The 23,361-nt window shown below is 67.7% G+C and carries 26 protein-coding genes and 1 pseudogene; 12 read left to right on the forward strand and 15 right to left on the reverse strand.

Annotation, left to right across the window (positions count from 1 at the left end):
* Positions 1-67: 67 nt before the first annotated feature.
* Both NA8_RS02845 and NA8_RS02850 read left to right on the forward strand, forming a co-directional pair.
* The gene (locus NA8_RS02845; protein WP_063048788.1) at positions 68-1,321 is read left to right on the forward strand and encodes a cytochrome P450 family protein; all 1,254 of its coding nucleotides are present in this window, start codon (positions 68-70) and stop codon (positions 1,319-1,321) included.
* A 132-nt stretch (positions 1,322-1,453) separates the two neighbouring features.
* The gene (locus tag NA8_RS02850) at positions 1,454-1,795 is read left to right on the forward strand and encodes a VOC family protein (RefSeq protein ID WP_063048789.1); all 342 of its coding nucleotides are present in this window, start codon (positions 1,454-1,456) and stop codon (positions 1,793-1,795) included.
* Here the strand turns inward: NA8_RS02850 and NA8_RS35660 are convergent.
* The 4 genes from NA8_RS35660 to NA8_RS02860 all read right to left on the reverse strand — a co-directional run bounded on the left by NA8_RS35660 (position 1,758) and on the right by NA8_RS02860 (position 4,792).
* Positions 1,758-1,916 carry a DUF4333 domain-containing protein gene (locus NA8_RS35660; RefSeq protein WP_157106493.1) on the reverse strand — a complete coding sequence of 53 codons (159 nt, stop codon included), beginning with the start codon at positions 1,914-1,916 and terminating at the stop codon, positions 1,758-1,760. The genes NA8_RS02850 and NA8_RS35660 overlap by 38 nt on opposite strands.
* Before the next feature lie 79 nt (positions 1,917-1,995).
* The gene (locus NA8_RS32390; RefSeq protein WP_084466471.1) at positions 1,996-2,130 is read right to left on the reverse strand and encodes a DUF3072 domain-containing protein; all 135 of its coding nucleotides are present in this window, start codon (positions 2,128-2,130) and stop codon (positions 1,996-1,998) included.
* Positions 2,131-2,136: 6 nt separating this feature from the next.
* Positions 2,137-3,693 (reverse strand): WD40 repeat domain-containing protein, encoded by a 1,557-nt coding sequence (locus tag NA8_RS02855; protein ID WP_369690241.1) that lies wholly within the window; start codon positions 3,691-3,693, stop codon positions 2,137-2,139.
* Complete coding sequence (locus NA8_RS02860) at positions 3,575-4,792, reverse strand: toll/interleukin-1 receptor domain-containing protein (protein WP_169810451.1); 1,218 nt, start codon at positions 4,790-4,792, stop codon at positions 3,575-3,577. Before NA8_RS02860 ends, NA8_RS02855 begins: the two co-directional genes overlap by 119 nt.
* A gap of 249 nt (positions 4,793-5,041) precedes the next feature.
* Between NA8_RS02860 and NA8_RS32395 the strand changes: the two genes are divergently transcribed.
* The 3 genes from NA8_RS32395 (at position 5,042) to NA8_RS02870 (ending at position 7,271) form a co-directional block, all read left to right on the forward strand.
* The gene (locus NA8_RS32395; RefSeq protein WP_084466474.1) at positions 5,042-5,209 is read left to right on the forward strand and encodes a DUF4236 domain-containing protein; all 168 of its coding nucleotides are present in this window, start codon (positions 5,042-5,044) and stop codon (positions 5,207-5,209) included.
* 356 nt (positions 5,210-5,565) lie between these two features.
* On the forward strand, positions 5,566-6,252 hold the full coding sequence (locus NA8_RS02865) for a HEAT repeat domain-containing protein (RefSeq protein ID WP_439957360.1): 687 nt from the start codon (positions 5,566-5,568) through the stop codon (positions 6,250-6,252).
* Entirely contained in the window at positions 6,246-7,271 is a 1,026-nt protein-coding gene (locus NA8_RS02870; protein ID WP_063048793.1) for a MerR family transcriptional regulator, read from the forward strand. The genes NA8_RS02865 and NA8_RS02870 overlap by 7 nt, the downstream gene beginning before the upstream one ends.
* Positions 7,272-7,589: 318 nt before the next feature.
* On the opposite strand, the gene NA8_RS02875 is transcribed toward NA8_RS02870, so the two are convergent.
* Positions 7,590-8,510 carry an AraC family transcriptional regulator gene (locus NA8_RS02875; protein WP_063048907.1) on the reverse strand — a complete coding sequence of 307 codons (921 nt, stop codon included), beginning with the start codon at positions 8,508-8,510 and terminating at the stop codon, positions 7,590-7,592.
* Here NA8_RS02875 and NA8_RS33425 point away from each other — a divergent pair.
* Entirely contained in the window at positions 8,409-8,639 is a 231-nt protein-coding gene (locus NA8_RS33425) for a hypothetical protein (protein WP_169810449.1), read from the forward strand. The two genes, NA8_RS02875 and NA8_RS33425, sit on opposite strands and share 102 nt — an antisense overlap.
* Before the next feature lie 47 nt (positions 8,640-8,686).
* Here the strand turns inward: NA8_RS33425 and NA8_RS02880 are convergent, their stop codons facing one another.
* Positions 8,687-9,562, reverse strand: a complete 876-nt coding sequence (locus NA8_RS02880) for a sterol desaturase family protein (protein ID WP_063048794.1) — start codon at positions 9,560-9,562, stop codon at positions 8,687-8,689.
* Between the two features lie 77 nt (positions 9,563-9,639).
* Here NA8_RS02880 and NA8_RS02885 point away from each other — a divergent pair, with 77 nt between their 5' ends.
* Positions 9,640-10,263, forward strand: coding sequence for a TetR/AcrR family transcriptional regulator (locus NA8_RS02885; protein ID WP_063048795.1), 624 nt, complete (start codon positions 9,640-9,642; stop codon positions 10,261-10,263).
* 500 nt (positions 10,264-10,763) lie between these two features.
* Here NA8_RS02885 and NA8_RS02890 read toward each other — a convergent pair whose 3' ends face one another.
* The 3 genes and pseudogenes from NA8_RS02890 to NA8_RS02895 form a co-directional block, all read right to left on the reverse strand.
* On the reverse strand, positions 10,764-11,072 hold the full coding sequence (locus NA8_RS02890) for a hypothetical protein (protein ID WP_157106495.1): 309 nt from the start codon (positions 11,070-11,072) through the stop codon (positions 10,764-10,766).
* A gap of 278 nt (positions 11,073-11,350) precedes the next feature.
* Positions 11,351-11,582 (reverse strand): annotated as a pseudogene (locus tag NA8_RS34825) (SDR family mycofactocin-dependent oxidoreductase); the annotation flags it as partial.
* Between the two features lie 101 nt (positions 11,583-11,683).
* The gene (locus tag NA8_RS02895; RefSeq protein ID WP_063048797.1) at positions 11,684-12,196 is read right to left on the reverse strand and encodes a Dps family protein; all 513 of its coding nucleotides are present in this window, start codon (positions 12,194-12,196) and stop codon (positions 11,684-11,686) included.
* 265 nt (positions 12,197-12,461) lie between these two features.
* Here NA8_RS02895 and NA8_RS02900 point away from each other — a divergent pair, with 265 nt between their 5' ends.
* Complete coding sequence (locus tag NA8_RS02900) at positions 12,462-13,103, forward strand: DUF6069 family protein (protein ID WP_063048798.1); 642 nt, start codon at positions 12,462-12,464, stop codon at positions 13,101-13,103.
* Between the two features lie 81 nt (positions 13,104-13,184).
* Here the strand turns inward: NA8_RS02900 and NA8_RS02905 are convergent, their stop codons facing one another.
* Both NA8_RS02905 and NA8_RS02910 read right to left on the reverse strand, forming a co-directional pair.
* On the reverse strand, positions 13,185-14,735 hold the full coding sequence (locus NA8_RS02905) for a sensor histidine kinase (RefSeq protein ID WP_063048799.1): 1,551 nt from the start codon (positions 14,733-14,735) through the stop codon (positions 13,185-13,187).
* Complete coding sequence (locus tag NA8_RS02910; protein WP_063048908.1) at positions 14,713-15,417, reverse strand: response regulator transcription factor; 705 nt, start codon at positions 15,415-15,417, stop codon at positions 14,713-14,715. Before NA8_RS02910 ends, NA8_RS02905 begins: the two co-directional genes overlap by 23 nt.
* Positions 15,418-15,678: 261 nt before the next feature.
* Here NA8_RS02910 and NA8_RS02915 point away from each other — a divergent pair, with 261 nt between their 5' ends.
* Positions 15,679-16,005 carry a hypothetical protein gene (locus NA8_RS02915; RefSeq protein ID WP_157106497.1) on the forward strand — a complete coding sequence of 109 codons (327 nt, stop codon included), beginning with the start codon at positions 15,679-15,681 and terminating at the stop codon, positions 16,003-16,005.
* A 44-nt stretch (positions 16,006-16,049) separates the two neighbouring features.
* On the opposite strand, the gene NA8_RS02920 is transcribed toward NA8_RS02915, so the two are convergent.
* The gene (locus NA8_RS02920) at positions 16,050-16,292 is read right to left on the reverse strand and encodes a MarR family transcriptional regulator (RefSeq protein WP_063048801.1); all 243 of its coding nucleotides are present in this window, start codon (positions 16,290-16,292) and stop codon (positions 16,050-16,052) included.
* A gap of 200 nt (positions 16,293-16,492) precedes the next feature.
* Between NA8_RS02920 and NA8_RS02925 the strand changes: the two genes are divergently transcribed.
* From NA8_RS02925 to NA8_RS02935, 3 genes are read left to right on the forward strand one after another with little or no spacing between them, the layout of a single operon-like run.
* Entirely contained in the window at positions 16,493-16,777 is a 285-nt protein-coding gene (locus NA8_RS02925; protein WP_157106498.1) for a hypothetical protein, read from the forward strand.
* A complete protein-coding gene (locus NA8_RS02930; protein ID WP_063048803.1) occupies positions 16,777-17,325 on the forward strand; it encodes a DUF6879 family protein in 549 nt (182 codons plus the stop codon). The genes NA8_RS02925 and NA8_RS02930 overlap by 1 nt, the downstream gene beginning before the upstream one ends.
* 5 nt (positions 17,326-17,330) lie before the next feature.
* Complete coding sequence (locus NA8_RS02935; RefSeq protein ID WP_245663650.1) at positions 17,331-18,158, forward strand: helix-turn-helix domain-containing protein; 828 nt, start codon at positions 17,331-17,333, stop codon at positions 18,156-18,158.
* A gap of 72 nt (positions 18,159-18,230) precedes the next feature.
* On the opposite strand, the gene nuoN is transcribed toward NA8_RS02935, so the two are convergent.
* The 3 genes from nuoN to nuoL are packed head-to-tail and all read right to left on the reverse strand — an operon-like array spanning position 18,231 to position 23,361.
* Positions 18,231-19,856 (reverse strand): NADH-quinone oxidoreductase subunit NuoN, encoded by a 1,626-nt coding sequence (gene nuoN, locus NA8_RS02940; RefSeq protein ID WP_063048805.1) that lies wholly within the window; start codon positions 19,854-19,856, stop codon positions 18,231-18,233.
* Positions 19,853-21,478: an NADH-quinone oxidoreductase subunit M gene (locus tag NA8_RS02945; RefSeq protein ID WP_084466493.1), complete on the reverse strand. Its 1,626-nt coding sequence runs from the start codon at positions 21,476-21,478 to the stop codon at positions 19,853-19,855. Before NA8_RS02945 ends, nuoN begins: the two co-directional genes overlap by 4 nt.
* Positions 21,475-23,361: an NADH-quinone oxidoreductase subunit L gene (gene nuoL, locus NA8_RS02950; RefSeq protein ID WP_063048807.1), complete on the reverse strand. Its 1,887-nt coding sequence runs from the start codon at positions 23,359-23,361 to the stop codon at positions 21,475-21,477. Before nuoL ends, NA8_RS02945 begins: the two co-directional genes overlap by 4 nt.

The raw sequence follows: 23,361 nt of genomic DNA on the forward strand, positions 1-23,361 counted from the left end.
TCGCTCGAGCGGTGAGCCGTATATCAGCAATCGTGCAGTGCATACCGACAGTTTGGGAGTTTGCTTCTTGAGTACGCCGCAGTCCGAGGTTCCAGCGCCGTCGTGCCCGGTCGTGCACGGTTCGCCGATCGATTCGGACGACACACGGGTGCCCCTGTATTCACCCGAGTTCGCCGCCGAGCCCCACCGTGCCTACCGCGAAATGCGACGGCAGTACGGGTCTTTGGCGCCGGTGGAGTTGGCGCCCGGGGTACCCGCCACCTTGGTGATCGGCTATGGCACCGCGGTGCGAATCCTCAACGATCCCGAGCATTTCCCCGCCGACCCGCGCGCTTGGCAGAAGAACATCCCAGCCGACTGCCCCATCCTCCCGCTCCTGGAGTGGCGGCCCATGGCCAGTCGCAGCACCGGGTCCGACTTCACCCGCTACCGAGGGGCGATCACCGCGAGCATCGACGAGGTCGATCTGTATGCCCTCCACGCCGTCGTCGAGGGACTGGCCGTTCCGCTGATCAACTCCTTCTGCCAGGACGGCCATGCCGACCTGATCCGCCAGTATGTGTTCCCGCTCGTATTCGAAGTCGTGAACTATCTGCTGGGCTGCCCGCCTGATATCGGCGGGCAGGTCGCCGCCGGTACCGCTGCCCTCCTCGAGGGTGTCGACGCCGAGAAGGGCAATCAGATGCTGGGGGAGGCGCTGATGCGATTGGTGACACTCAAACGCGCCGAACCGCAACGCGACATCACCTCGGTCCTGCTCCAGCATCCCGCCCGGCTGGACGACGTGGAGGCGTCCCATCATGTGTCCCAGGTTTACGGCTCCGGGATCGAATTCGAGCTCAATTTGATCACCAACACCCTGCTGCTGATCCTCACCGACGAGCGCTTCGGCGACAGCTTCCTCGGCGGCAACCTGTCGTCTCGCGATGCCCTCGACGAGGTCTTGTTCAACGACCCGCCCCTGGCGAACCTGCTGATCACCTATCCCCGCCACCCGATTCTCATCGACGGCGTCTGGCTGCCCGCGCACCAGCCCGTCGTCATCAGCATGGCCGCGTGCAACAACGATCCCGCGATCCGGACCGGTGACCTGACCGGCAATCGCTCCCACCTGGCCTGGGGCCTCGGCCCGCACGCTTGCCCGGCGCGACCCCTGGCCTATCTCATCGCGCAAGAGGCGATCGACCAACTCCTCGACGCACTGCCGGAGATCGAACTGAACCTGCCGGACCAGACACCGAACTGGCGGCCGGGGCCCTTCCATCGGGCACTGACCGAGTTGCCGGTCACCTTCCCGCCCACCGCTCCGCTGAACACCTGACAACGACACCACTACGGTCGTGCCGATCGAGTCTGCCGGGGCGGGGCTGCGGCCGGGGTTGGTCGACTCCGATGGCGACTACGTTCGATTCGATGAGCAGCACCGGGCTGCGATGACCTAGAGAGGCGAGTGATGCTTACCGACAGCAGCGCGTTCAGTGGATTCTCGGTGGACGATATCGAGGCGGCCAAGAGGTTCTACGCCGAGACGCTCGGGATACGAGTCTCCGAGGAGAACGGGATGCTCCAGCTACACCTCGGCGGCGGGGGCACGGTCCTGGTGTACCCGAAGCCGGGCCACACGCCCGCGACCTTCACCGTATTGAACTTTCCCGTCCCCGATATCGAAGCGGCCGTCGATGAACTCACGCGCCGCAACGTGCGCTTCGAACGGTACGAATTCGCCGAGCAGGACGAGAAAGGCATCGACAGGGGTGCTACGAACGGTTCACCGAGATCTCGCCCTGGTCGCTGACGATCTCGACCCGGACCTCCTTCGAATGGAGGTAACTCCAGACCTGGCACTCGAACTGCTTACCCACCTCGACCACCACAGAACCAGGACAGGTCACCCGCCCGGCGGGATCGTCACCCACGCCCTACACGAGGTTCGCCACCTGCTGCTCGAGCGCTGTCTGGTCCAACACCCGCGGTCGGGCGGCAAGGACCGGCCGGTCAGGCGCCGCGGCCGGTGCGCTGCTGCAACTTGCCGATCAGCTGCGACGCCTCCGCCTTGGTCAAGCCCTCGGGCACCTCCTCACCCGCTTCCTGGACCAGGGTGCGCAGGTAGGAGTCTTGGGGGCCGGTCATCGGTACTCAGGGCGTGGCAGCGCGCGGTAGACCTGGGCAGAGTTCGGTATATGGGATCGCCTTCGCCACGAAGTCGTCCCATTCCTCGGGACTCGGGTTCACCGTGAGCTTGGCGCATATCCTCGCCGGATCGGCGGAGTACACCGGCGTCAGCTTGATCGTGCCGTCGACACCGCTCGTGGCGATGGTCTTGCCGTCGGGCAGGAAGACGACGTCGGTGATCGCGGCGGTGTGGCCGGTGAGCGGTGCCGCGAGGGGCTGCCCGCTCGGGATGTCCCAGAGCCGGATGGTCCGGTCGAGACCGACCGATGCGAGGACGCGCCCGTCGGGGCTGAAGGCTACCTTCGACACGGCCTCGGTGTGCCCTTGAAATATGGCTGATTGTTTCGCGGAGGCTGCGTCCCACATGATGATTCGACTGTCGGCGGTGGAGGCAATCGTCTTTCCGTCCGGACTGAACGCCGCGCTCTGCACGCTTCCGGTGGTACCCATGGACAGCAAGCTCGACCGTATACCGGTCGCGACATCGAACAGCAGCACCGAAGGGACTTGATCGCTGCCTGCGGCCAAAAGACGGCCGTCGGGGCTGACAGTGACGGCGGTACCCATCAGCGCATCCCCGATCGCCGGGGGCGAGTCGAGGGGCTGTCCGCTTTCGACATCCCACCAGCGCCACCTACGTTCGCCGCTGGTCACAAGGCGCACGCCGTCGGGGCTGAAGGCAACACCCGACAGCACTCCACGGGGGCCCACGAGTGGGCCGCCGAAAAGCTTTCCCGTATCGGCGTTCCACAACCGTGCGGTGCCGTCGACACTCGCGGAGGCGATCCGCCTTCCGTCGGGGCTGAAGGCTACCTGAGTCACCGCGCCGGTGTGCCCGGTCATCGGCCTGCCGATCGGCTGTGCGGAACGAACATCCCACAACTGGACGACGCCGTCTTCGCTACCGGACACGATCCGGCTACCATCCGGGCTCACCGCCAGCGCGTCGAACGCCGAACTCTGGTACGCGAGCGCGATGCTCGCCACATCCCAGATCCGCACCGAGCCATCGCGGCCGCCGGAGACGACCTCGGTGCCGTCCGCGCTGAACACCACGTCGGCAACCAGATCGGTATGGCCGGTCAGCGCCGTTCCGATCGGTCGGCCGGTGGTGGTATCCCACAGCCGCACCGCGTGATTGGAGTCCGCGCTGACGACACGTTTGCCGTCGGGACTGAAGGACACCGCGACCACCGCGCTGCCACCGTCGCCGTTCCAGGGCACACCGATCTGCTCTCCGGTGGTCGTGTCCCGCAGCCGTAGCGCGCCGTCGGCGTCGCCGAAGATCATCCGGCTCCCGTCCGGGCTGAACGCGATGTCGCGCACTCCATTGCCATCTCCGGTCAGCGCGGGGCCGATCTGCCGGGCGGTCGCGGCTTCGCGCAGCCGTATGACGCCGTTACTACGGACAGCGGCGATCGGTTGCAGCGGATCGCGGTCGGCCGCAACACCGGCACTCGTTGAACACGTAGGTCCGCATACCGTCGAGCTGGGGCGCGTTCTGCAACTGTTCGTAGCGATCGGTGCGAATGGTGAGCACCGCGATGATCGGCGGCTGTCGCACGGCCTCGTCTTGCGGCGCGACGAGCAACCGGCCGAGCAGGGCAAGGAATTGCTCACCCTGGACACCGGCGTCCGCGACGAACAACTCCTCTGCTTGATCGATCGGCAGCAGAAGCGTGGGAGGGGGTGCGGCCCCGTCGTCGAGCTGCCTGTCTCGCGCGGCATGCTGCATTTCGAGCAGCCAATCACGGATCCGATCGGTGTCTGCGGGCAAGGCGGCCTTGATGTCTCCGAGCGCAGGCGCGGTCAGACCCAGCCGGACCCGGGTGGCGTGGATCGCAGCGGCCAAGCCGTGCGCACCGGTGAGCGCGTGCCTTTCCGGCCGCACCAGCCCCAGCACCAGGAACTGCCGGTCCTCACGCACCAACCGCGGCAACAACCCAGCGCGTAGGAACGACGACTTCCCGGTACCCGACGGGCCCACCACGGCGAACAACGACTCCGACTCGGCCGCTCGAATCCCACGCAGGCGATCCAAGCCCTGCCTGATCTGCGCGTCGCGACCGAAATACACCGCGGCATCCACCGCGTCGAACGGTTGCCAGCCGCGATACGGCGACCTGTCCGGCTCATTCGCGGGCGGCCACGGGAAATTCTCGGCGCCGATTCCGGCATCGCCCAACCCGGCCAGCAACCGGCGCAAGCCCTCGGTACGGAAACGCACCGGTTCGGGAGAGCCGTCGACCGGAATCTCCGTGACGGGACCGTCGCCGAACAGATCACAGCGTTGCCACGCGCGGGTGGCATCGAGATCGGTCACCGGTTCCAGTGCCGCGCAGTAGATGCGCTTGCCCAGGTTCTCCGCTGTCAGATATTCCGCTACACACTCGGTGGACGCATGCCAATCCCGGGAAGTCAAGCAGATCACCGCTTCACAGCGAGTGATGACGCGACGCAGCGCATCCCGCCAGCGCACGCCCGGGGGGATCCCCGCCTTCTCGTCCGAGTCCAGGAAGATATTTCCCGCCAGCCCTGGCCGCTGCTCGCCCAGCCAACGCACGAGGGCGACGGCTCGTATGTTGTCCCGACTCGAATGACTCAGGAAGACCCGCGTCATCCCACCTCCACCACGGAGAATCATTGGCCGTCAACATTATCCAGGCCGCGCGGTTACCCTACCGGCTCGGTTTGCGTACAGCAGGCACCGGTCGAGCGCGGGTCGGGCAGTTCCACGGGGCCGTGGGCGGTCGCGCGATCACACCGCTGCCGTTGCTGCCCGGTTGTCGTTGTTTGGTCTCTTCTGACCAGGGAAAGTAATGGGAGATAACCGGTTCCGTAGCCGGGGGTCGAGTAAGGGAGGTCGCTAATGCCCATCAAGTACCGTCAGCGTAGATCCTTCGGGCCGCTGAAACTCAATTTCACCCAATCGGGTCTGTCCTCGTGGAGTATCAAGATCGGCCCGTGGTCGTGGAACTCCCGCAGCAAGAAGAACAGTGTCGACCTGCCGGGTCCGCTGAGCTGGCGCCAGCGCTGAGGGGATCGGCGAAAGCCGTTTACGGCTCACCGGTTCGAACCGGCCGAAGCCGCACCGAGACGAGACGCTCCACGCAACCATGTTGGGCGGCCGTGCGCGGTCGGCGGCGTGAAACTCCGGCCTCGGTGCCGGTCGCGATCGCCGTTGGCGACATCCTCGAGCGGCGAGGTTGTCTCCGGACGTGAGCCGCAAGCGCGCTGCCGAGCGGCGCGGCCTCGACCCCTGGCGGAGGCACGGTGCCCCTCCCGCGGCCGGGGTTCGCGCCGGCTCGACCGGTTCCCGCTGAGCTGCTGATCGCCCCGCGCCTCCCGCGCTTGACCTTGACACTGTGACATGGTCTTCACTGGGTGCAGGAGGTGGTCCCCATCAACTCGGCACACAGGAATTCACACGACACGCGGCTGCTCGAAGCATTGTCCGCCGGAGACTCGTCGACGCGGCTCCAGGCGGCGCTGGCGGTCGGCACGCACCCCGACAACGGCTTCGTCGACGCGCTCGTGGCACGGTGCGCGATCGAGCCCGATTTCTTCGTGCGCGACATGCTCACCTGGGCGTTGACGCGCTTCCCATCGGAGATCACGGTGCCCAGACTCCGCGCGGAGCTGCGGTCCGAACGCTCCCAGGCCCGAAGCCAGGCGTTGCATACGCTGTCGAAGATCGGGGACCGGGATTCGTGGCCCGCGATCACCCGGTCGTTGCTGCACGACGCCGACGACGAGGTCGCGCGAAGTGCGTGGCGTGCGGCCGTCGTCCTCGTCCCCGCGGGGGAAGAGGAAGGTCTGGTCGCGGAACTGGCCGGACAACTCGGTCGCGGTGACCGGAATGTGCAACGGAGCCTCAGCCGGGCACTCATCGCGCTCGGAGACGTGATCGAGCCCGCCCTGCGGACCGCGCGGGCGAGTGCGGACCCGGCGGTGCGTGCTCATGCCCGCGCCACCCAGCAGCTCCTGCACGACCCGGATGCGGGTTTCGACCCGGCCGTCGACGAGGCGAAACGGATCGTCGCGCTCGGCCCGGAACGGGTCGAGGGAACAGCGTGCTGATCGGCGAGGTGGCGCGCCGTTCCGGAGTGAGTACCCGGATGCTCAGGCACTACGACTCCCTCGGACTGGTGCGGCCGACCGGCCGCACCGTGGGGGGCTACCGCGAGTACTCCGCCGAGGACATCCGCCGGATCTTCCACGTGGAAAGTCTGCGGTCCCTGGGATTGTCGCTGCGGCAGATCGGATCCGCCCTGGAGGATCCCGCCTTCACACCGTCCGCGCTGGTCGGTGACCTCATCCGGCGGACCGAGGAGCGATTGCGGCGTGAGCAGGAGTTGCTCGAGCGACTGCGTGCCGTCGACGCCTCGGCGCCCACCGGCTGGCAGGGCGTCCTGCGCATCGTCGAACTCCTGCACGGCCTCCACTCGCCCAGCGCTGCGCGCCGCCAGCAAACCGTCCTGGCCCCGCCCGAGGACGTTCCGGTTCCCCTCGAGTTGCTGGCTGAGGCGGTGCTCGCCGAATCCGATCCGAACGTCGCCGGCGCTCTGCGGTGGGCCCTGGCGCGGGCGGGCGGTGACGGTGTGGCGAGCGTGGCATCCGGCGTGTACTCCGAGAACGTCGACATCCGGCGGCGCGCGGTGCAGGCGATCGCCGAGATGCCCGGCGACGAAGCGACCTCGCTGCTCGCGGACGCCCTCGGGGACACCGACGCGACAGTGCGCGGGCACGCGGCTCTGGCATTGGGTACACGTGGCGTGACCGCAGCCGTGCCCGCGCTGGTCGGCATGGTGGTCGAGGGTGCGAACGACGTCGAGGCGGCGGAGGTGCTCGGCGCACTGGCACTGGATCCGGAGTGCGCGGACCGGATCATGAGCGCGCTGGCCGATGAACTCGCCGCACCCACCGCGGACTCCGCTGTGCGGATACGCCTGACTCAGGCACTCGCCGAGATGCCGGGGACCATCGCGCTGGGCATCCTGCGGCGAACGGCCCAGGACGATGATCGAGCGGTCGCCATGATCGCCTCGGCCCTCGCCGGAGTGATCGAGAAGCGGGCCACGAGCGGACCTGAGGCGTAGCCGATTGCCGACCGCTCGCTGTTGCCCGCCGCCGCAGCACCGTGGCGCAGACCCACGGACGGCACGTCGTGTGGCTGCCCCGGGGTACACCTCTCGCCGGAGACTCGAGAGGTCGGCGCGGACGTGCGCGATGTCGCGGTAGGCGACTTCGTGGTCGGGTCGTTCTTCGCTGCCTCGTTCCCGTCGCGGGAGAGCCGAACGCCGCGCAGATCCCGCATCCGCTGGCCGCCTGCCACCGCCGACCACCAAGGCGCCCGCGCGGATGCGCACCGGCGAGGTCTGGTTCGACACCCTCTACCGCGCCGAGGAATCCTGACCTCAGGCCAGAGTCCGGGTCGGAACGCTCGGTATATCGATCATCGCCGAGCGGCGGTATGTCCCCGGCGCCACGCCGTAAGCGCGCTTGAACGCCTTGGCGAAGGCGAATTCGGAGCTGTAGCCGACCTGCGCGGCCACATTCCTGAGCGGAGCGTCGGATTCGCGGAGCGTGCGGCCTGCGCTGGTCATCCGCCACCAGGTCAGATACGACACCGGAGGTTCGCCCACCAGTGCGGTGAACCGCTGGGCGAACACCGAACGGGACAGTCCGTTTCGCGCCGCCAGTTGTTCCACTGTCCAGGGGGCGGCCGGGTGGGTGTGCATATCGCGCAAAGCCTGGCCGACCGCCCGGTCGGCGAGCGCCCGCGCCCATCCCGGCGCATCGGTGCGCTGGTCGGCCCAGGTGCGCAGGATGTAAAGCAGCATCGCGTCGACCAGCGGGGGAACGATGCCATCCCGGCCGGGCCGATCCTGGTCGAATTCGGTCGCCAGCAGGCCGACGAGATGACCGAGCTCCGCGTTCCCGGCGGGTAGGTGCAGGAACACGGGCAATTCCCTCATCAGCGGATGCGGCCGCGTTCGATCGAGCTGGTATGCGCCACAGAGCAGAATCGACCGCGCTCCCGTGCCGTCCACGCGTACATGACCGATCGGCGAATCCGGTTCCGAGCGCTCGGGAGCGAATTCGATCAGCGGCGTGTGCGGGCTGTTCGCGAGAGCGTGCGAGTTCCCGGTGCGGAGGAAAACCACATCGCCCGGGCTCAGCGCGAGGGGCTGGGTTCCGTCGGCCAGCAGCCAGCACGTGCCGCTGAGCACGACGTGGAAGGTCGTGCCGGTGACGGCCGAAAAGCGCAGGCCCCACGGCGCTCGTACGTCGGTGCGGGCAAAGCCGGTTTGGACGAACGCTCGATCATCTGGCAACTGGCCCTGTTCCGGTTGATCCGCGACGGCGGCAATGCCGTGGTGACCGATACGGTCGAACGGATCACCGGCCACCCTGCACGGGATCTGAAGTCCTACGCCCGCGAGAACGCCGCCACATGGAGGTGATCACGCCCGGTATCGACCGACGGTGACCCTGTGGTCGGTTGCGAAATTCAATCCAGGCCGGCCCGGGTGGCGATCTGTGTCGCCCCCGCACCGGGCTCCCAGCCAGGAGGTCCGAAGGTGTAGCCGAGCCAGTCGCGCACGCGCCGCGTGGAGCGGAGGTCGCGCCACAGCGCACCGAATTGGTAGTACTGGAGTGTGAGGATATCGGTGCTCTCGATGTTCTTGGTGAGTCCGTAGGTCGGACGGAACGTTTCGGCGCGGAAGCTGCCGAACACGCGGTCCCAGAGGATGAGGATTCCGCCGTAGTTCTTGTCGAGGTATTCCGGATCGCTGGCGTGGTGCACGCGGTGGTGGGAGGGAGTGTTGAACACGAACTCGAACCACCGCGGCAGTTTCCCGATGGTCTCGGTGTGCACCCAGAACTGGTAGACGAGGTTGAACGACCAGGACGTGAACACCATCCACGGCGGTACGCCCAGCAGGGGCAGCGGCGTCCAGAAGAGCAGTTCGAACCACGGATTCCACTTCTGCCGCAGCGCTGTCGCGTAGTTGAAGTACCGGCTGTTGTGGTGCACCTGATGCGCGGCCCAGACCAGCCGTACGCGGTGTGAGACCCGGTGGTAGAGATACCAGAGCAGGTCCACGCCGACCATGACCGCGACCCACGCGAGCGGATTGCGCGGATCGAGCTGCCACGGTGCGCGCACGTACAGCGCCGCGTAGGCGATCAGTGCGGCGAATTTCGCCGCGCCACTGATGAATACGGATACCGCCCCCATGATCAGGCTGGTGCGGGCATCGACCTTCGCATAGCCGGCCAGGTCGTCGTGCCCGCGCAGGGCGGCGATCTCGAGCGCCATGGCCAGGACGAAGAACGGGATGGCGTAGGTGACCGGTTGATTGATCTGTTGCCACAGGGACATGGCCTGGTTCCTCCGACACCTTTGATATGACCTTACGGTCACTTCCGTTGAAGTGACCGTAAGGTAAGTTCGAGGCCATGTCAACGGCCGCGGGTCTGGGAACCAAGGGCATGCCCTCCGACGATCGACGCCAAGAGATTCTGGCGGCCGCCTTGCGGGAGTTCGCCGAGCACGGATTCGCGGGAGTTTCGATGGTCTCCATCGCGGCGCGCGCGGGTATCTCCAAAGCGCTGGTGTATCAGCACTTCGTCTCGAAGGAGCAGCTGTACGCCGAATGCCTGACCATCGTGGGCGAGCCGCTGCTCGAGCGCCTGGATCTCGAAATGGGCGGCGAGGCGGAGTTTTTCGCCGTACCGGCGAACGCGCTGCGCGGCATCTTCGACACTCTCGGCCCGGACCGCACCGCCTGGCGCATCATTCACGACCCCACCGCTCCCGATGCCGGTGGCGCGGGAGAATCGGCCCACGCCTACCGGGAACGGATCGCGAACCACGCGGCCTCGGGAGTACGCCGGTTCCTGCACGAACTCGGCGACACCGACGAGAAGGACATCGACGCGCTCGCCCGGATCTGGACAGCCGCGGTGGACGCGATCATGGCTTGGGCTCGGGAGCATCCGGAGGAGTCGGCCGAGAGGCTCACCCGCCGGTTCGGCCGGCTCATCGACACGGTGTTCTCTATCGGCTCCAGCCGGGGGTGACCGTGGGCGGGTCTGTCGCATCGTGGTCACCTCGCCCTGCGGCGTGAATTCTCGGTGACCGCATCGTGTTCTGGTCGCGGATTACGTGTCGGGGTCTTCATCTCGGTCGCTGTTGGGGCCTGGGCCCGCCAGGTTGCCGGACGCCTCGGATCGGCCCTCGAGAATGCTCTTTTCTCGGGCATCCGAGGTTTCGTGCGAGTCTGCCTCGTGGGCGGTGTCGCGGGGTTGATTCATGGGTGGTTTCTCCTGAGGCGTTGGATCGTCGCTATCGCGACCATTGCCTACCCCTTGATATGCAGACAAACCGAGGGAGTCGTCCAGCGGCGATCTCGGAGTGCCGACGGCCGATCAGTATCGCTTGCACCGCCGGGCTGGTCCCGAGGCCTCCGGAGTCGGAGTCGGTCGATCACCCACCACCGGAGACCTCGCGCGTCAGAAACTCTGCCCGTGAACCTTATTCATGCGCTCGGCCGCGCTTCCGAACGGGAGCCGGGTGCGGTTCATTGGGGCCCTGCGACGCACGGACTCGGAAGCGCGGACATCGTGGCCAGGTCGCAGATTCCGCTGGTCAGTATCTGCAAAGGGGCGGCGACCATCAGCACGAGAATTCCGATGATGTCGCCGCGCTCGAGGTAGTACAAGCCCGTGCGCGCCGCCGCCGATCCGGAGTCCGCCGCCGACGAGCCGGTTCCGGCCGCGACGGTGGTCACCGGGGCGGAGCTGATCGGTTCGGCCGTCGCACCGGCCGCGGTGACGACGAGAGTCGCCGCTGCGGCCGAGGCGGCGGCGAGCCGAAGGGGGGTACGCATCATTGCGCTCCTCTGTTCGTGAATCATTGTTCACATACTAACGTGCTTACGTGCCGTCCCGTATGTGAAATCGCAAAGCTACCGGCCCCGGAGGCGGCGGGCGCGGCTCATAGCGACGAGTAGAGGACAGGCTCTAAGCAGCGCATATGGTGAGTTCGCCGCATGTCGAAGCTGCGATGCGTCAGAGTGGAAGAATCTACAGCGTCATCGTATCGCCAATGGGCCGACGCCCCTTACGTTGCGCGAATATTCAGTCACATAGCGTCGGGTCGTTCCCGGATCGCGTTGGTGTCGATGGTGTCCCGGAACGCCTGGGGGTGATCTTGTCCCATGCGGCCGGGATACAGATGCCCGCATTGGCGATCACGATGTCGAGTCTGCCCCCTTGACCTGCCGCACGGTCTCGTCCAGATCGTCGGGGGTGGGCGAGTCGTTGGGCACGCCGGGCAGTGGCCCGGCCAGGTCGATCGCGATGACGTCGGCGCCCTCGGTTCCTGGTCGGCGACGAATCGAAGTACATCACCGCGGTGCCGCTGTCCATCGACGGCGGCGCCGCGCACTTCTGAGGCAGACCCGCCGCGTGCGAGCAGCGCGCGCGGCGGGGCGGGCGGTCAGATGCCGCGGTTCTCCGACTTGATCATCCACGCCAGCTTCTCCAGCGAGGCGATGACCTGATGCAGCAGATCGCTGGTGCTGGGGTCCTCGGCGTCCACGGCGTCGTGCACGTCGCGGATGGTGTCGATCGCCGCGCAGGTCCGCGTCGTGATCAAATCGACGACGTCGGTGGTGTTCACCTCTTGGGCGGGAAAGGGCGGCAGGCTCGTCGTCGCGGCGACGGTGTCGGAACGCCCGTCGGGCACGGCGTCGAGGGCTCGCATCCGCTCGGCGATGGTGTCGCTGCTCTCGCGGGCGGCGTCGACGAGTTCGTCGAGCTGGAGGTGCAGGTCGCGGAAGTTGGTCCCGACGACGTTCCAGTGCGCCTGCTTGCCTTGCAGATGTAGTTCGATGAGATCGATGAGCACGCGCTGTAGGCCTGCGGCCAGCCGGGGGGAAGCGGTGAAATTCCGGACATCGTCGGCGAGGCGGCGATTGGTCCGCTGCTCGGTCCGAGGTGCGGCAGTCATGATTGTACTCCTTTCGGAAGGGTCGGAGGGTTTTTCGCTGGTCAACCGTCGTCCGCCGATCAGCGACAACGGCCGGCCTGGGCGCGCCGGACTCGAGCAGGTGGAAGCCCGTTGCGAAACGGTGGGTTTCGTCCGAGCGCGGCTATCGGCCGCGGCCGGCCCACGGGCCGAGCGGAGTTGGGTAGGGGGCAGCGGCGTGTCCGGTCCGGCCCTACACTCGACGCACACACACGCTTTCGACGGAGGTGATCGGCGGTTGAATCCCATGGATCCGCGCGACCAGCACACCGCACGTTACGAAGCCGGTTATCAGCCGGGAAATTACCGTGAGCCCGGGTACGGCCAAGATCACGGGTACAACCAAAGCCTCGGACAGGGCCGGGATCCCGGATATGGCCAGGGGGCCGGGTACGGACGGGAGCCCGACTACAACGCGCATCAGCAGTCCGATCATCCGGACCAGCAGCGATCCCGCCCCCAGCAGGGGCCGGAGGTCAACATCGGCATGTTCACCGGCGGTGTGATCGCGGCGGCGGTGGTGACCGCGCTGGCGGCCTGGCTGTGCGCCTGGATCATCGAGATCATTGCCACCAGGGTGAGCGAGAGCGGCAATTTCGGGGTGTGGAATCCGATGGCCCAGGACGCCTACTGGTTCGCGGTGGTGGCCTTCATCTGCGCGCTGCTGGGCGGGGTGCTCTGGTATCTGCTTCGCCTGGGCACTCCGTCACCGGAACTGTTCTTCAGCTGGATCGTGGGAATCCTCACCGCCGCGGCGGTGATCATTCCACTGGCACTGTCCAGCGACCTGTGGGTGGGTATCTCGACGGGGATCGAGCATTTGGTGATCGGACTGCCGATCTTCAGCCTGGTGCGCATGGTGGGCGCGAAGAGCATCGTGTATCCGTGACGAACAAATCGGCCGTGTAGGCACAACTACGACGTTCCGCTGTTCCCACCCGGTTCGGCATCGATGCGGTTGACGGGCCGATCAGTTCGCGGCGCCGGTTCCGGCACCGGGCAGGCGCACGGTGAATTCGGTGTGGCCGGGTTCGCTGGCCACCGAGATGTCACCGCCGTGCGCCTTGACGACGGCCGCGACGATCGCCAGGCCGAGACCGGTGCTGCCGGCCCGCCGCGAGCGCGAGGTGTCGCCGCGCGCGAAGCGGTGAAAGACCGTGGGCTGCAGCGCCTCCGGTATGCCCGGACCGTCGTCGGTCACCTGTAGGACGGCTCCTCCGTCGCCGTGGAAGTCCAGCGAGGTGAGCACCGTTGTGCCGGGGCCGGTATGGACCCGGGCATTGGTCAGCAGATTCGCCAGCACCTGATGCAGCCGGGCAGCGTCACCGGTGGTCACCACCGGCTCGTCTGGTAGCTCCAGATCCCAGCGATGCTCGGGCCCCGCGATGTGGGCGTCGCTCACCGCGTCCACCGTGAGCTGGGTCAGATCCACCGGCTCGTGTTCGAGTCCGCGGCCGGAATCCAGCCGCGCGAGCAGCAGCATATCCTCCACCAAATCCGTCATCCGCCGGGATTCGGACTCCACCCGGGCCATCGCGTTGGCCACCTCGCCGGGCACCTCCGCGCGTTTGCGTTGCGCCAGTTCGGCATAACCGCGAATGGCGGCCAGCGGGGTGCGCAGTTCGTGGCTGGCATCGGCGAGGAATTGCCGGACCCGCGTCTCGCTGTCGTGGCGCGCGGACAACGCGCTGGTGATGTGATCGAGCATCCGGTTGACCGCCGAGCCGAGCTGGCCGACCTCGGTGCGCGGATCGGCGTCGGCGGCCGGAACCCGCACGGGCAGCACCACTTCCCCGCGACCGAGTTCGAGGCCGGCCACCCGCGCGGCCGTCGCCGCGACCCGGTCCAGCGGCGCGAGTGCGTGCCGGATCAGCCAGATGCCGACCAGTATGGCGACGATCGACACGACCGCCGTGACGATTCCCAGGATCAGCAGGACGCGCAGCAACGTCGCGTCGACGGTGGTCAGCGGCAAACCGGTGACGACGACCTCGCCCGACCAGGTCTTGTCCGCGACCACTCGATACCGGCCCTGGCCGCCGAGAGCGACATCCACCGGCCTGCCGGTGACCGCCACCGCGGCGAGTTGCTGTTGCGCGCCCCGCGACAGCGACCCCTGCGTGCCATCGGCGCCTATGCGGCCCGCTTTGGTGACGCTTCCTTCGCGCACGATGGCGCCGATCATGCCGGGCTGGATGCCGCGACGGTCGAGGAAGTCCGGTCCCGGACCGGTGCCAGGGGGTGGGGGAGGAGGTGGTGGGGGTGGCGGCTGCCCGCTGGGGGGCGGCGCGAGACCGGGACCGCCGCCGACGTCGCCGAGCGAGCGCTTCTGCACGTCGATCAGTTCGGTGTCCAGTTGGTTCACGAGGAACTGCCGCAGCGCGAACTCGGTTGCGGCGCCGATCCCGACGACGACGATCACCAGCAGCAGCATCTGACCGACCAGCAGGCGGGCCCGCAACGACCAGCGCCGTGGCCGAAGCGCCCGGCGCGCCGCCTCAGCCCGCGGGCTTGAGGACATACCCGGCACCGCGCAGCGTGTGGATCATCGGTGCGCGTCCATTGTCGATCTTCTTGCGCAGATAGGAGACATACAGCTCGACGATGTTGGACCGGCCGCCGAAGTCGTAACTCCACACCCGGTCCAAGATCTGCGCTTTGCTCAAGACCCGCTTCGGATTGCGCATGAAGAACCGCAGCAATTCGAATTCGGTGGAGGTCAGGACGATCACCTCACCGGCACGGGTGACCTCGTGGCTGTCTTCGTCGAGCACGAGATCACCGACCACCAGCTGCGCGTCGCTGTCCTCGGTGGCCACGCCGGTGCGGCGCAGGAGCGAACGCAGCCGCAGCACGACCTCTTCGATGCTGAAGGGTTTGGTGACGTAGTCGTCGCCACCCGCGGTCAGCCCGGCGATGCGATCCTCCACCGAATCCTTGGCGGTCAGCAGGAGCACCGGCAGGGACGGAAGCTGCGAGCGTAGTTTTCCGAGTACTTCGAGGCCGGTCATATCCGGCAGCATCACATCGAGCACCACCACGTCCGGGCGGGCCTCGCGAGTCTTGGCGATGGCGGTCCGGCCGTCACCCGCGGTCGTGACCTCCCACCCCTCGTACCGCAGCGCCATCGACATCATCTCGGCCAGCACGGGCTCGTCGTCGACCACCAGGACGGTGATCGGGCTGCCGTCGACGCGGCGCAGGACAACTCGTTCGGCCGGGCCGTTCCCGGTGGTCGTCGCGGACATCGTCCAACCATGGCCAGGAACGCTTGGGGTTCGCTGTGCCGTACCTATGTGTCCGCTGTGAGCGCGGGCTTCGCGGAACCGGGACGGCACGGTGGTTCACAGTCGGCACATAGCTTCCGCCAACGAAGGACAAATGTTGACGCTCAACGATTCTCGGGTCGGCCGCGAGCAGCGGCCGACGGCTTCGGACCTGATCCGACAACAGGAGGAACGCAGATGAGTTTCACATCGAAGCTGGCAATGACCGCCGTGACCGGGGCCCTCGCGCTCGGTGCGCTCGGCATCGGGGCCGGTGTGGCCAGCGCCGCCGCTCCCCAGGGGCCGGTGCCAGGACAGCAGTGCCAGCCTCCTGGTGATCACCCGCAGGGCCCGCCGCCCGGTGATCACCCGGACGGCCCGCCGCCGGGTGAGCGCCCGGACGGCCCGCCGCCCGGTGATCACCCCGATGGCCCGCCGCCCGGCGAGCGCCCGGACGGCCCGCCGCCGCAGTGCCAACCCGGACAGCAATCTGCCGCATCCGTGACCTATCCGGACTACGACTGAGCGGATCGAGCGAGGCGGTGGCCCCGACTGTGCACCGCCTCGGCTCACAAGGTGAATCGCCGTCCCTTCGCGGCCCATTCGCCGCGGCCGCGCTGCGTGATGGTCCAGCGGCCGCGGTGGTGGCAGTCCATGATCAAACCGCGCGACTGCAGCCGCAGCAATGCGCTGCGTACCGACCATGCGGTCAGTCGCGCCTGCTGAGCCAGTTGCTCGACGGTGAGCAATCCGCCTGGCGCCAGCACACCCAGCACCGCGAAATCGGCGGCAGTCCTGGGTCGTCTCATCATGTCGGAGCCCTTTCCCTCGGGGGAGAAGGCAGCCCGGGATCGACGTCGGCGCCGTGGCCCCGAGTTGCCGAATCGACGGTAGAAGCCACACCGGCACCGCCGCCACGACTTTGCGCGACTTTGCGAAGTGCGTTGACCCGCAGAGCCTCCGGTAGGGACGATTGCACGACATCGTCCGCCGCTCTCGCAAAGGATCAGCTATGAACCTGCGACTTCTCGGATCCGGATCCGATCATGGAGCTTGTCCCGCCGTGTACGCCACCGACACCGGCGTGCTCGTGGTGCAGGGCGATGCCACCGACCGCACCGGGACGGTCCTGGTGCCGCACCAACTGCTGGACTGGCTGGAGCCGGGTATGTGGCTACGGGTGGAGGCGAGCGGAACCTGTGGTTCGGTGCTGGTGGCCGGGGAACCGGTCACCGATCCCGAATTGCTCGCCCAGCTGACTCTCGAATGTCACGAAACCGCTGTGGTGGTGCGCTGATGCTGCACGTCGACGGCGACCGCTGCTACGAGCCGCTGTTCCGGGCGGCTCGGTTCCGCGCGTTCCATCTGGAGGTTCGCGACCAGTACCTGATGGACGATGAGCAGGAGGCGTTGCGCCGCTTCGATGCCGGAGTAGCGTACGAGCGAGAGGAACAGCCCGAGTCGTGGAAAGCCTGGGATGCTCTGATGGTCGAGTCAGCCGGTCGCGGGGTCGCGCTCGAACGACTACGCGTCGTGACGGTCCCGCACACGGGCTACACCCGGTGGCTGTTGTCGGCGACCGACGACAACATCGTCACCGGCGAGGCGGTGCGCTGGCTGCCGCGGCATCTGATCGATCCCGTCGATCTGCCCTATGACGATTACTGGCTGTTCGACACGAACACAGTCGCCTTCAACACCTTCGCCGAGGACGGGGCGTTCACGGGGTTGTCGATCACTACCGACCCGGCACTGGTCGCCCGCTACTTGCGGGTACGGGAGCGGCTGTGGCCCAAGGGGATCGACCATCAACGATATTGCGAGAGTGAGCACGTAGGCGAGTGAACGGTGTGTCGGACGCACGCGAGGTGCTGGGCGCGCGCCTGCGTGAACTACGTCGTGCCGCCCACCTCACCGGTTTGGAGCTGGCCGCCAGGTGCGGCTGGCATTCGAGCAAGGTCTCCCGGATCGAGGGTGGCAAGCAGACGCCTTCGGAGGCGGACCTGGCCGCGTGGTGCGAGGCGTGCGGCAATACCGCCGTGCTGGACGATCTGGTCGCCAACGCGCGCAATCTGCAGTCGATGTATCTGGAGTGGCAGCGCACCGTCGCCTCCGGACACGCGCGTAGGCAACGGCAGTCGATCGACTTGGAGGCGCAGACCACGCAGATCCGCTGGTACGCGCCGGACACGTTGCCGGGTCTGCTGCAAACCGAGGGCTACGCGCGGGCGATCCTGACCGCCTGCATCGCCGTCACCGGCGGACGCGACGACCTGGAGGACGCGGTGGCCGCGCGCATGGCCCGCAAGCAAGTGCTCTTCCGGGCCAAACACCGGTTCCACTTCGTGGTCAACCAGGCCGCGCTGTGGCGCACGGTCGGTGACGCCGCCACCATGGCCGAGCAACTCGCCCACCTGCTCGCGGTGATGGCCAATCCGAGGGTCCGACTGGGCATCATCCCGATCTGCGCCGACTACCGCGCCCCCGCGACGAACTTCGTCATCTACGACCGCGCGCAGGTGCTCACCGAGACGGTCTCGGCCGAACTGACCATCACCCGGCCGTCTGAGATCGCCCTGCACGAGCGAACTTTCGCGATCCTCGCCGACCAAGCCGAGTACGGCGATCGCGCCCGGGCTTTGATCGCGAAGGCCCTGGAACGCCGGCGCGGCTCCTGAGCGCACCGAAGCGCGAAAACGGCAATGCCGCCGCTGTCACCCAGCGACGGCATCGCAGCGGCCGAGGCCACGTCAGCGGACGAATGTCGCCGCCTGATCGGCGAGGTCGAGCAGCGGCTGCGGGAACACGCCGAGCGCGAACGTGACCGCCGCGGTGATCGCCACGATCGTCGTCGTCATCGGCGGGGCGACCAGCACCGGAGCGTCGGCGGGCGGGTCGGTGAAGAACATCAGCACGATGACCCGCAGATAGAAGAACGCCGCGATGGCACTGCAGATCACGCCGACGACGACCAGTGCTGCCGCGCCGCCCGACGCGGCGGCCTCGAACACGGCGAACTTGCTGACGAAACCGCTGGTGAGTGGCAGCCCGGCGAAGGAAAGCAGGAACAGTGCGAAAACGGTGGCCAGCCACGGGGAGCGACGGCCCAGTCCCGCCCACCGGGGCAGGCCGGTGGCCTCGTCGCCGTCCGGTTCGCGGACCAGGCTGACCACGGCGAACGCGCCGAGCGTGCCGATGCCGTAGGCCGCCAGGTAGAACAGCACCGCCGCGACACCGCGGTCGTTCGCCGCCACCGGGCCGGTGAGCAGGAAACCGGCATGTGCCACCGAGGAATACGCGAGCATCCGTTTGACGTCGGTCTGCGTGATCGCCATGACCGCGCCCAGGGCCATGGTGGCGATCGCGACGGTCGCGAGGATCGGGCGCCAGTCGTCGCGCAGGCCGGGCACCGCGACCTGCAGCACCCGCACCAGCGCGCCGACCGCCGCGATCTTGGTAGCCGCCGCCATGAAACCGGTGATCGCGGTGGGAGCGCCCTGGTACACGTCCGGCACCCAGGACTGGAACGGCACCGCGCCGATCTTGAACAGCAGACCGACGGCGAGCATCGCGACCCCGAGCACCGCCAGCGTCGCGTTCTCCGGATGCTGGGCGATCGCGTCCGCGATGCCGCCCAGCCGCACTGTGCCCGCCTGGCCGTACAACAGCGCGACGCCGTAGAGGAAGAACGCCGAGGAGAACGCGCCGAGCAGGAAGTACTTCAGCGCCGCCTCCTGGGAGAGCAAACGCTTGTGCCGGGCAAGTCCGCACAGCAGATACAACGGCAGCGACAGCACTTCGAGCGCGACGAACATGGTCAGCAGGTCATTGGACGCCGGGAAAAGCATCAGCCCGCCGACGGCGAGCAGTGTCAAGGGGAACACCTCGGTGGTCGCCACGCCCGCGCGCAGCGCCGCCGTTTCGGCCGCGCTGCCGGGCACCGCCGAAGCCTGTGGCGTGAACGCGTCCACACCTCGCTCGCGGGTGGCGGCGGCCCGGCTCCAGGTTCCCGGCCCGGACCGCGCCTGCTGACGAGGCTCGGCGCCGCGCTCGGCGATGAACAGGATGGCGAGGATCGACACGACCAGGATCGTGCCCTGCAGGAACAGCGTCACGCCGTCGATCGCGACCGCCCCGGCGACGGCGGTGGATTCGGTGCCCGCCAACGCCACCACGGCGATCAGCGCGGCGGCCGAGCCCGCCACGCTCAGCACCAGGTGAACGGTATAGCGGTAGTTCCGGGCGACGAACGCTTCGGCCAGTACGCCGAGCACGGCGGCGCCGAACACGATGAGCATGGGAGACAAGGCGCCGTATTCGATGCTCGGCGCGGGGACGCTCGCGGCGAGTGTCGTAGCGGAGGCGAGGTCGTTCACTTGTGGGCACCTCCGGGATGGTGGGCCGAGCCGGCCTCGGGCAGTGGGGGCGTCGAGGGCGCGGGATCGTTGCGGCCGATCGTGGTCAAGGTCTGGCTCACCGCGGGATTGATGAAGTCGGTGAGGACTTTCGGATAGATGCCGAGGAACAACAGCGCGGCGATCAACGGGACCACCACGACGACTTCGCGCGGCGCCAGATCATAGATCCGCTCGTTACCCTCCTTCACCGGTCCGGTCATCATCCGCTGGTAGAGCCACAGCACGTAGAGGGCCGCGAGTACCAGCGCACTGGCCGCGATCACGGCGGCGAACCCGTAGCGGGTGAATGTACCGATCAGCACCAGGAATTCGCTGACGAACGGGGCGAGCCCGGGGAGCGACAGCGTCGCCAGACCGGCGATGAAGAACGTGCCTGCCAGCACCGGGGCCACCTTTTGCACCCCGCCGTACTCGGCGATGAGCCGAGTCCCCCGCCGCGAGACCAGGAAACCGGCCACCAGGAACAGCGCGGCGGTGGAGATGCCGTGGTTGACCATGTACAGCGTGGCGCCGGTCTGGCTTTGGCTGGTCATGGCGAAGACACCCAGGATGATGAAGCCGAAGTGGGAAATCGAAGTGTAGGCGATCAGCCGCATCACGTCGGTCTGCCCGATGGCGAGCAGGGCGCCGTACACGATGCCGATCACCGCGAGCGTGATCACCAGCGGCGCATAGGTGTCCGACGCGTCGGGGAACAGCAGCAGGCAGTAGCGCAACATACCGAAGGTGCCCACCTTGTCCACCACCGCCATCATCAGCACCGCGCTGGACGGCGTGGCCGCGACGGCGGCGTCGGGCAGCCAGGTGTGCAGCGGCCACAGCGGCGCCTTGACCGCGAAGGCGAACATGAAGCCGAGGAACAGGGCATTGAGCATTGCGGGTCCGGCGCCGAGCTGCCCGGCGTTGGCGGCGGCGACCACCGTGCGGAAGTCGAACGTGCCCGACGATCCCTCCCCCATGCCTTCCCGGGCGGTGAGCACGTACAACCCGATGACCGCGGCCAGCATGATCAGCCCGCCGAACAGGTTGTAGAGCAGGAATTTCACCGCCGCGCGGGAACGCTGCCTGCGCAGCAGCGCGTCTCCGGCGCGCGGCCCGAACCCGCCGATGAGGAAGTACATCGGGATGAGCATCGCCTCGAAGAACACGTAGAACAGCAGGATGTCCAGGGCGAGGAAGGAGATCAGCACCATCGCCTCGACGAGCAGGGTGAGCGCGACGTAGGTGTGGGCCACCCGTCTACCGCTGCCGACTTCGCGATCGTCGTGCCAGCCCGCCAGGATCAGCAATGGCACCAGAGCCGCGGTCAGTAGCACCAATACCAGCGCGATGCCGTCCAGACCGAGGGTGTAGCCGGCGCCGAATGCCGGGATCCACCGATGGGATTCGACGAACTGGTATTGCGCGCCCGCGGTGTCGAAGCGCACGGCGAGCCCGATGCCGATTCCCAGCACCAGCACCGAGAAGCCCAGCGCCACCGCACGAGCGAGGGTGCGCCGCGCGGCGGGCAGCGCGAGCACGATCGCCGCACCGACGATGGGGGCCAGCCACAGCGTCGTCAACCAGGGAAACTCGTTCACCACAACCTCACCGCCAGCAGGGCGGCGGCCACAAGGGCCGCGCCGGTGAACATGGACAGGGCATAGGAGCGTACGAATCCGGACTGCACTCGCCGGGCCCGCGCGGACAACCCGCCGATCAGCGCCGCCGTGCCGTTCACGACGCCGTCGATGCCGCGGTTGTCGAGGAAGACCAGCGCCCGGGTCAGGTGCTGCCCGGGCCGCATTAACCCGGCTTCGTTGACCGCGTCACCGTATAGATCGCGCCGCGCCGCGACGGTCAGCGCGGAGACGGATTCGGGTGCGGTCTCGGGGATCTCGCGCTGCGCGTACTGCGAGTAGGCGACCGCCACACCGACGGCGACCACGCCCAGCGCGAGTATCGTGACCAGCGCGGCCGGAACGGTCTCGGCGCCGTGGTGGGCGCCGACGACCGGTTCGAGCCAGTTCTGCAGCGAGGAGCCGAAGACGAACGCGGCACCGGCTCCGATCGAGCCGAGGGCGAGCAGGATCATCGGACCGGTCATCACCGCGGGGGATTCGTGCGGGTGGGTGTCCGGTTTCCAGCGGCGCTCGCCGAAGAACGTCATCAGCATGACCCGCGTCATGTAGAACGCGGTCAGCCCCGCGCCGAGCAGCGCCGCCAGTCCCAGCGCGATTCCGCCCGGGCCGCCCTGGTTGAACGCCGCCTCGATGATCCGGTCCTTGGAGAAGAACCCGGCGAACGGCGGCACCCCGATGATGGCGAGGTAGCCGAGGCCGAAGGTGACGTAGGTGATCGGCAGCAGAGTGCGCAATCCGCCGTAGCGGCGCATGTCGGTTTCGTCGTCCATCGCGTGCATCACCGAACCGGCGCCGAGGAACAGCCCGGCTTTGAAGAACCCGTGGGTGAGCAGATGCATGATGGCGAAGGCGTATCCGGCGGGCCCGAGTCCGGCCGCGAGCACCATGTAGCCGATCTGGCTCATCGTGGAGGCGGCGAGCGCCTTCTTGATGTCGTCCTTGGCGCAGCCGATGATCGCGCCGAACAGCAGGGTGACCGCGCCGACCAGCACCACGCCGAGGCGCGCGTTCGGTGCGAGATCGAAGATCGCGTTGGAGCGGGTGATCAGGTATACGCCCGCGGTGACCATGGTGGCCGCGTGGATGAGCGCCGACACCGGGGTGGGGCCCTCCATCGCGTCGCCCAGCCAGGACTGCAGCGGCACCTGGGCGGACTTGCCGCATGCGGCCAGCAGCAGCAACAGGCCGATCGCGGTGAGCGTGCCCTCGCTCGCACCGGGCGCGGCGCCGAACACGACGCCGAAGTCGACCGACCCGAACGTCGCGAACATCACCATCATCGCGATCGCCAAGCCCATGTCACCGACCCGGTTCACGACGAACGCCTTCTTGGCGGCCGTCGCCGCCGAGGGCTTTTCGTGCCAGAACCCGATGAGCAGGTACGAGGCCAGGCCGACGCCCTCCCAGCCGAGGTAGAGCACAAGGTAGTTGTTCGCCAGGACCAGCAGCAGCATGGCCGCGAGGAACAGGTTCAGGTAGGCGAAGAACCGACGCCGCGCCGGATCGTGGCTCATATAGCCGATCGAGTAGACGTGGATCAGCGAACCGACGCCGGTGATCAGCAGCGCGAAGCACATCGACAGCTGGTCCAGTTGCAGCGCGAAATCGACCTGGAGGCCGGTCACCGGGACCCAGCTGAACAGGTCCTCGCGCACCGCGCGGTCGGCGGTGTCGCGCCCTAGCATCTCGGCGAAGGCGAACACCGCGACCCCGAACGAGGCCAGCGCCGTGACGGTGCCGAGTAGATGACCCCACTTGTCGGCGTAGCGTCCGGTCAGCAGCAGGACGATCGCGCCCGCCAGGGGGAGGGCGGGCAGCAGCCACAGCGTTGCGGTGTCCAC

Source organism: Nocardia arthritidis NBRC 100137 (assembly GCF_001612765.1).
GTDB classification, from domain to species: domain Bacteria; phylum Actinomycetota; class Actinomycetes; order Mycobacteriales; family Mycobacteriaceae; genus Nocardia; species Nocardia arthritidis.

Bases quoted from the DNA above. Each gene is read 5' to 3' on its own strand.
- NA8_RS02920 (WP_063048801.1), bottom strand. From the start codon at position 16,292: ATGATGAGACGACCCAGGACTGCCGCCGATTTCGCGGTGCTGGGTGTG.
- NA8_RS02885 (WP_063048795.1), top strand. From the start codon at position 9,640: ATGTCAACGGCCGCGGGTCTGGGAACCAAGGGCATGCCCTCCGACGAT.
- NA8_RS02890 (WP_157106495.1), bottom strand. From the start codon at position 11,072: ATGCGTACCCCCCTTCGGCTCGCCGCCGCCTCGGCCGCAGCGGCGACT.
- NA8_RS02915 (WP_157106497.1), top strand. From the start codon at position 15,679: ATGAGTTTCACATCGAAGCTGGCAATGACCGCCGTGACCGGGGCCCTC.
- NA8_RS02895 (WP_063048797.1), bottom strand. From the start codon at position 12,196: ATGACTGCCGCACCTCGGACCGAGCAGCGGACCAATCGCCGCCTCGCC.
- NA8_RS32395 (WP_084466474.1), top strand. From the start codon at position 5,042: ATGCCCATCAAGTACCGTCAGCGTAGATCCTTCGGGCCGCTGAAACTC.
- NA8_RS02925 (WP_157106498.1), top strand. From the start codon at position 16,493: ATGAACCTGCGACTTCTCGGATCCGGATCCGATCATGGAGCTTGTCCC.
- NA8_RS02905 (WP_063048799.1), bottom strand. From the start codon at position 14,735: ATGTCCTCAAGCCCGCGGGCTGAGGCGGCGCGCCGGGCGCTTCGGCCA.
- NA8_RS02850 (WP_063048789.1), top strand. From the start codon at position 1,454: ATGCTTACCGACAGCAGCGCGTTCAGTGGATTCTCGGTGGACGATATC.
- NA8_RS32390 (WP_084466471.1), bottom strand. From the start codon at position 2,130: ATGACCGGCCCCCAAGACTCCTACCTGCGCACCCTGGTCCAGGAAGCG.
- NA8_RS02900 (WP_063048798.1), top strand. From the start codon at position 12,462: ATGGATCCGCGCGACCAGCACACCGCACGTTACGAAGCCGGTTATCAG.
- NA8_RS02930 (WP_063048803.1), top strand. From the start codon at position 16,777: ATGCTGCACGTCGACGGCGACCGCTGCTACGAGCCGCTGTTCCGGGCG.
- NA8_RS02860 (WP_169810451.1), bottom strand. From the start codon at position 4,792: ATGACGCGGGTCTTCCTGAGTCATTCGAGTCGGGACAACATACGAGCC.
- NA8_RS02880 (WP_063048794.1), bottom strand. From the start codon at position 9,562: ATGTCCCTGTGGCAACAGATCAATCAACCGGTCACCTACGCCATCCCG.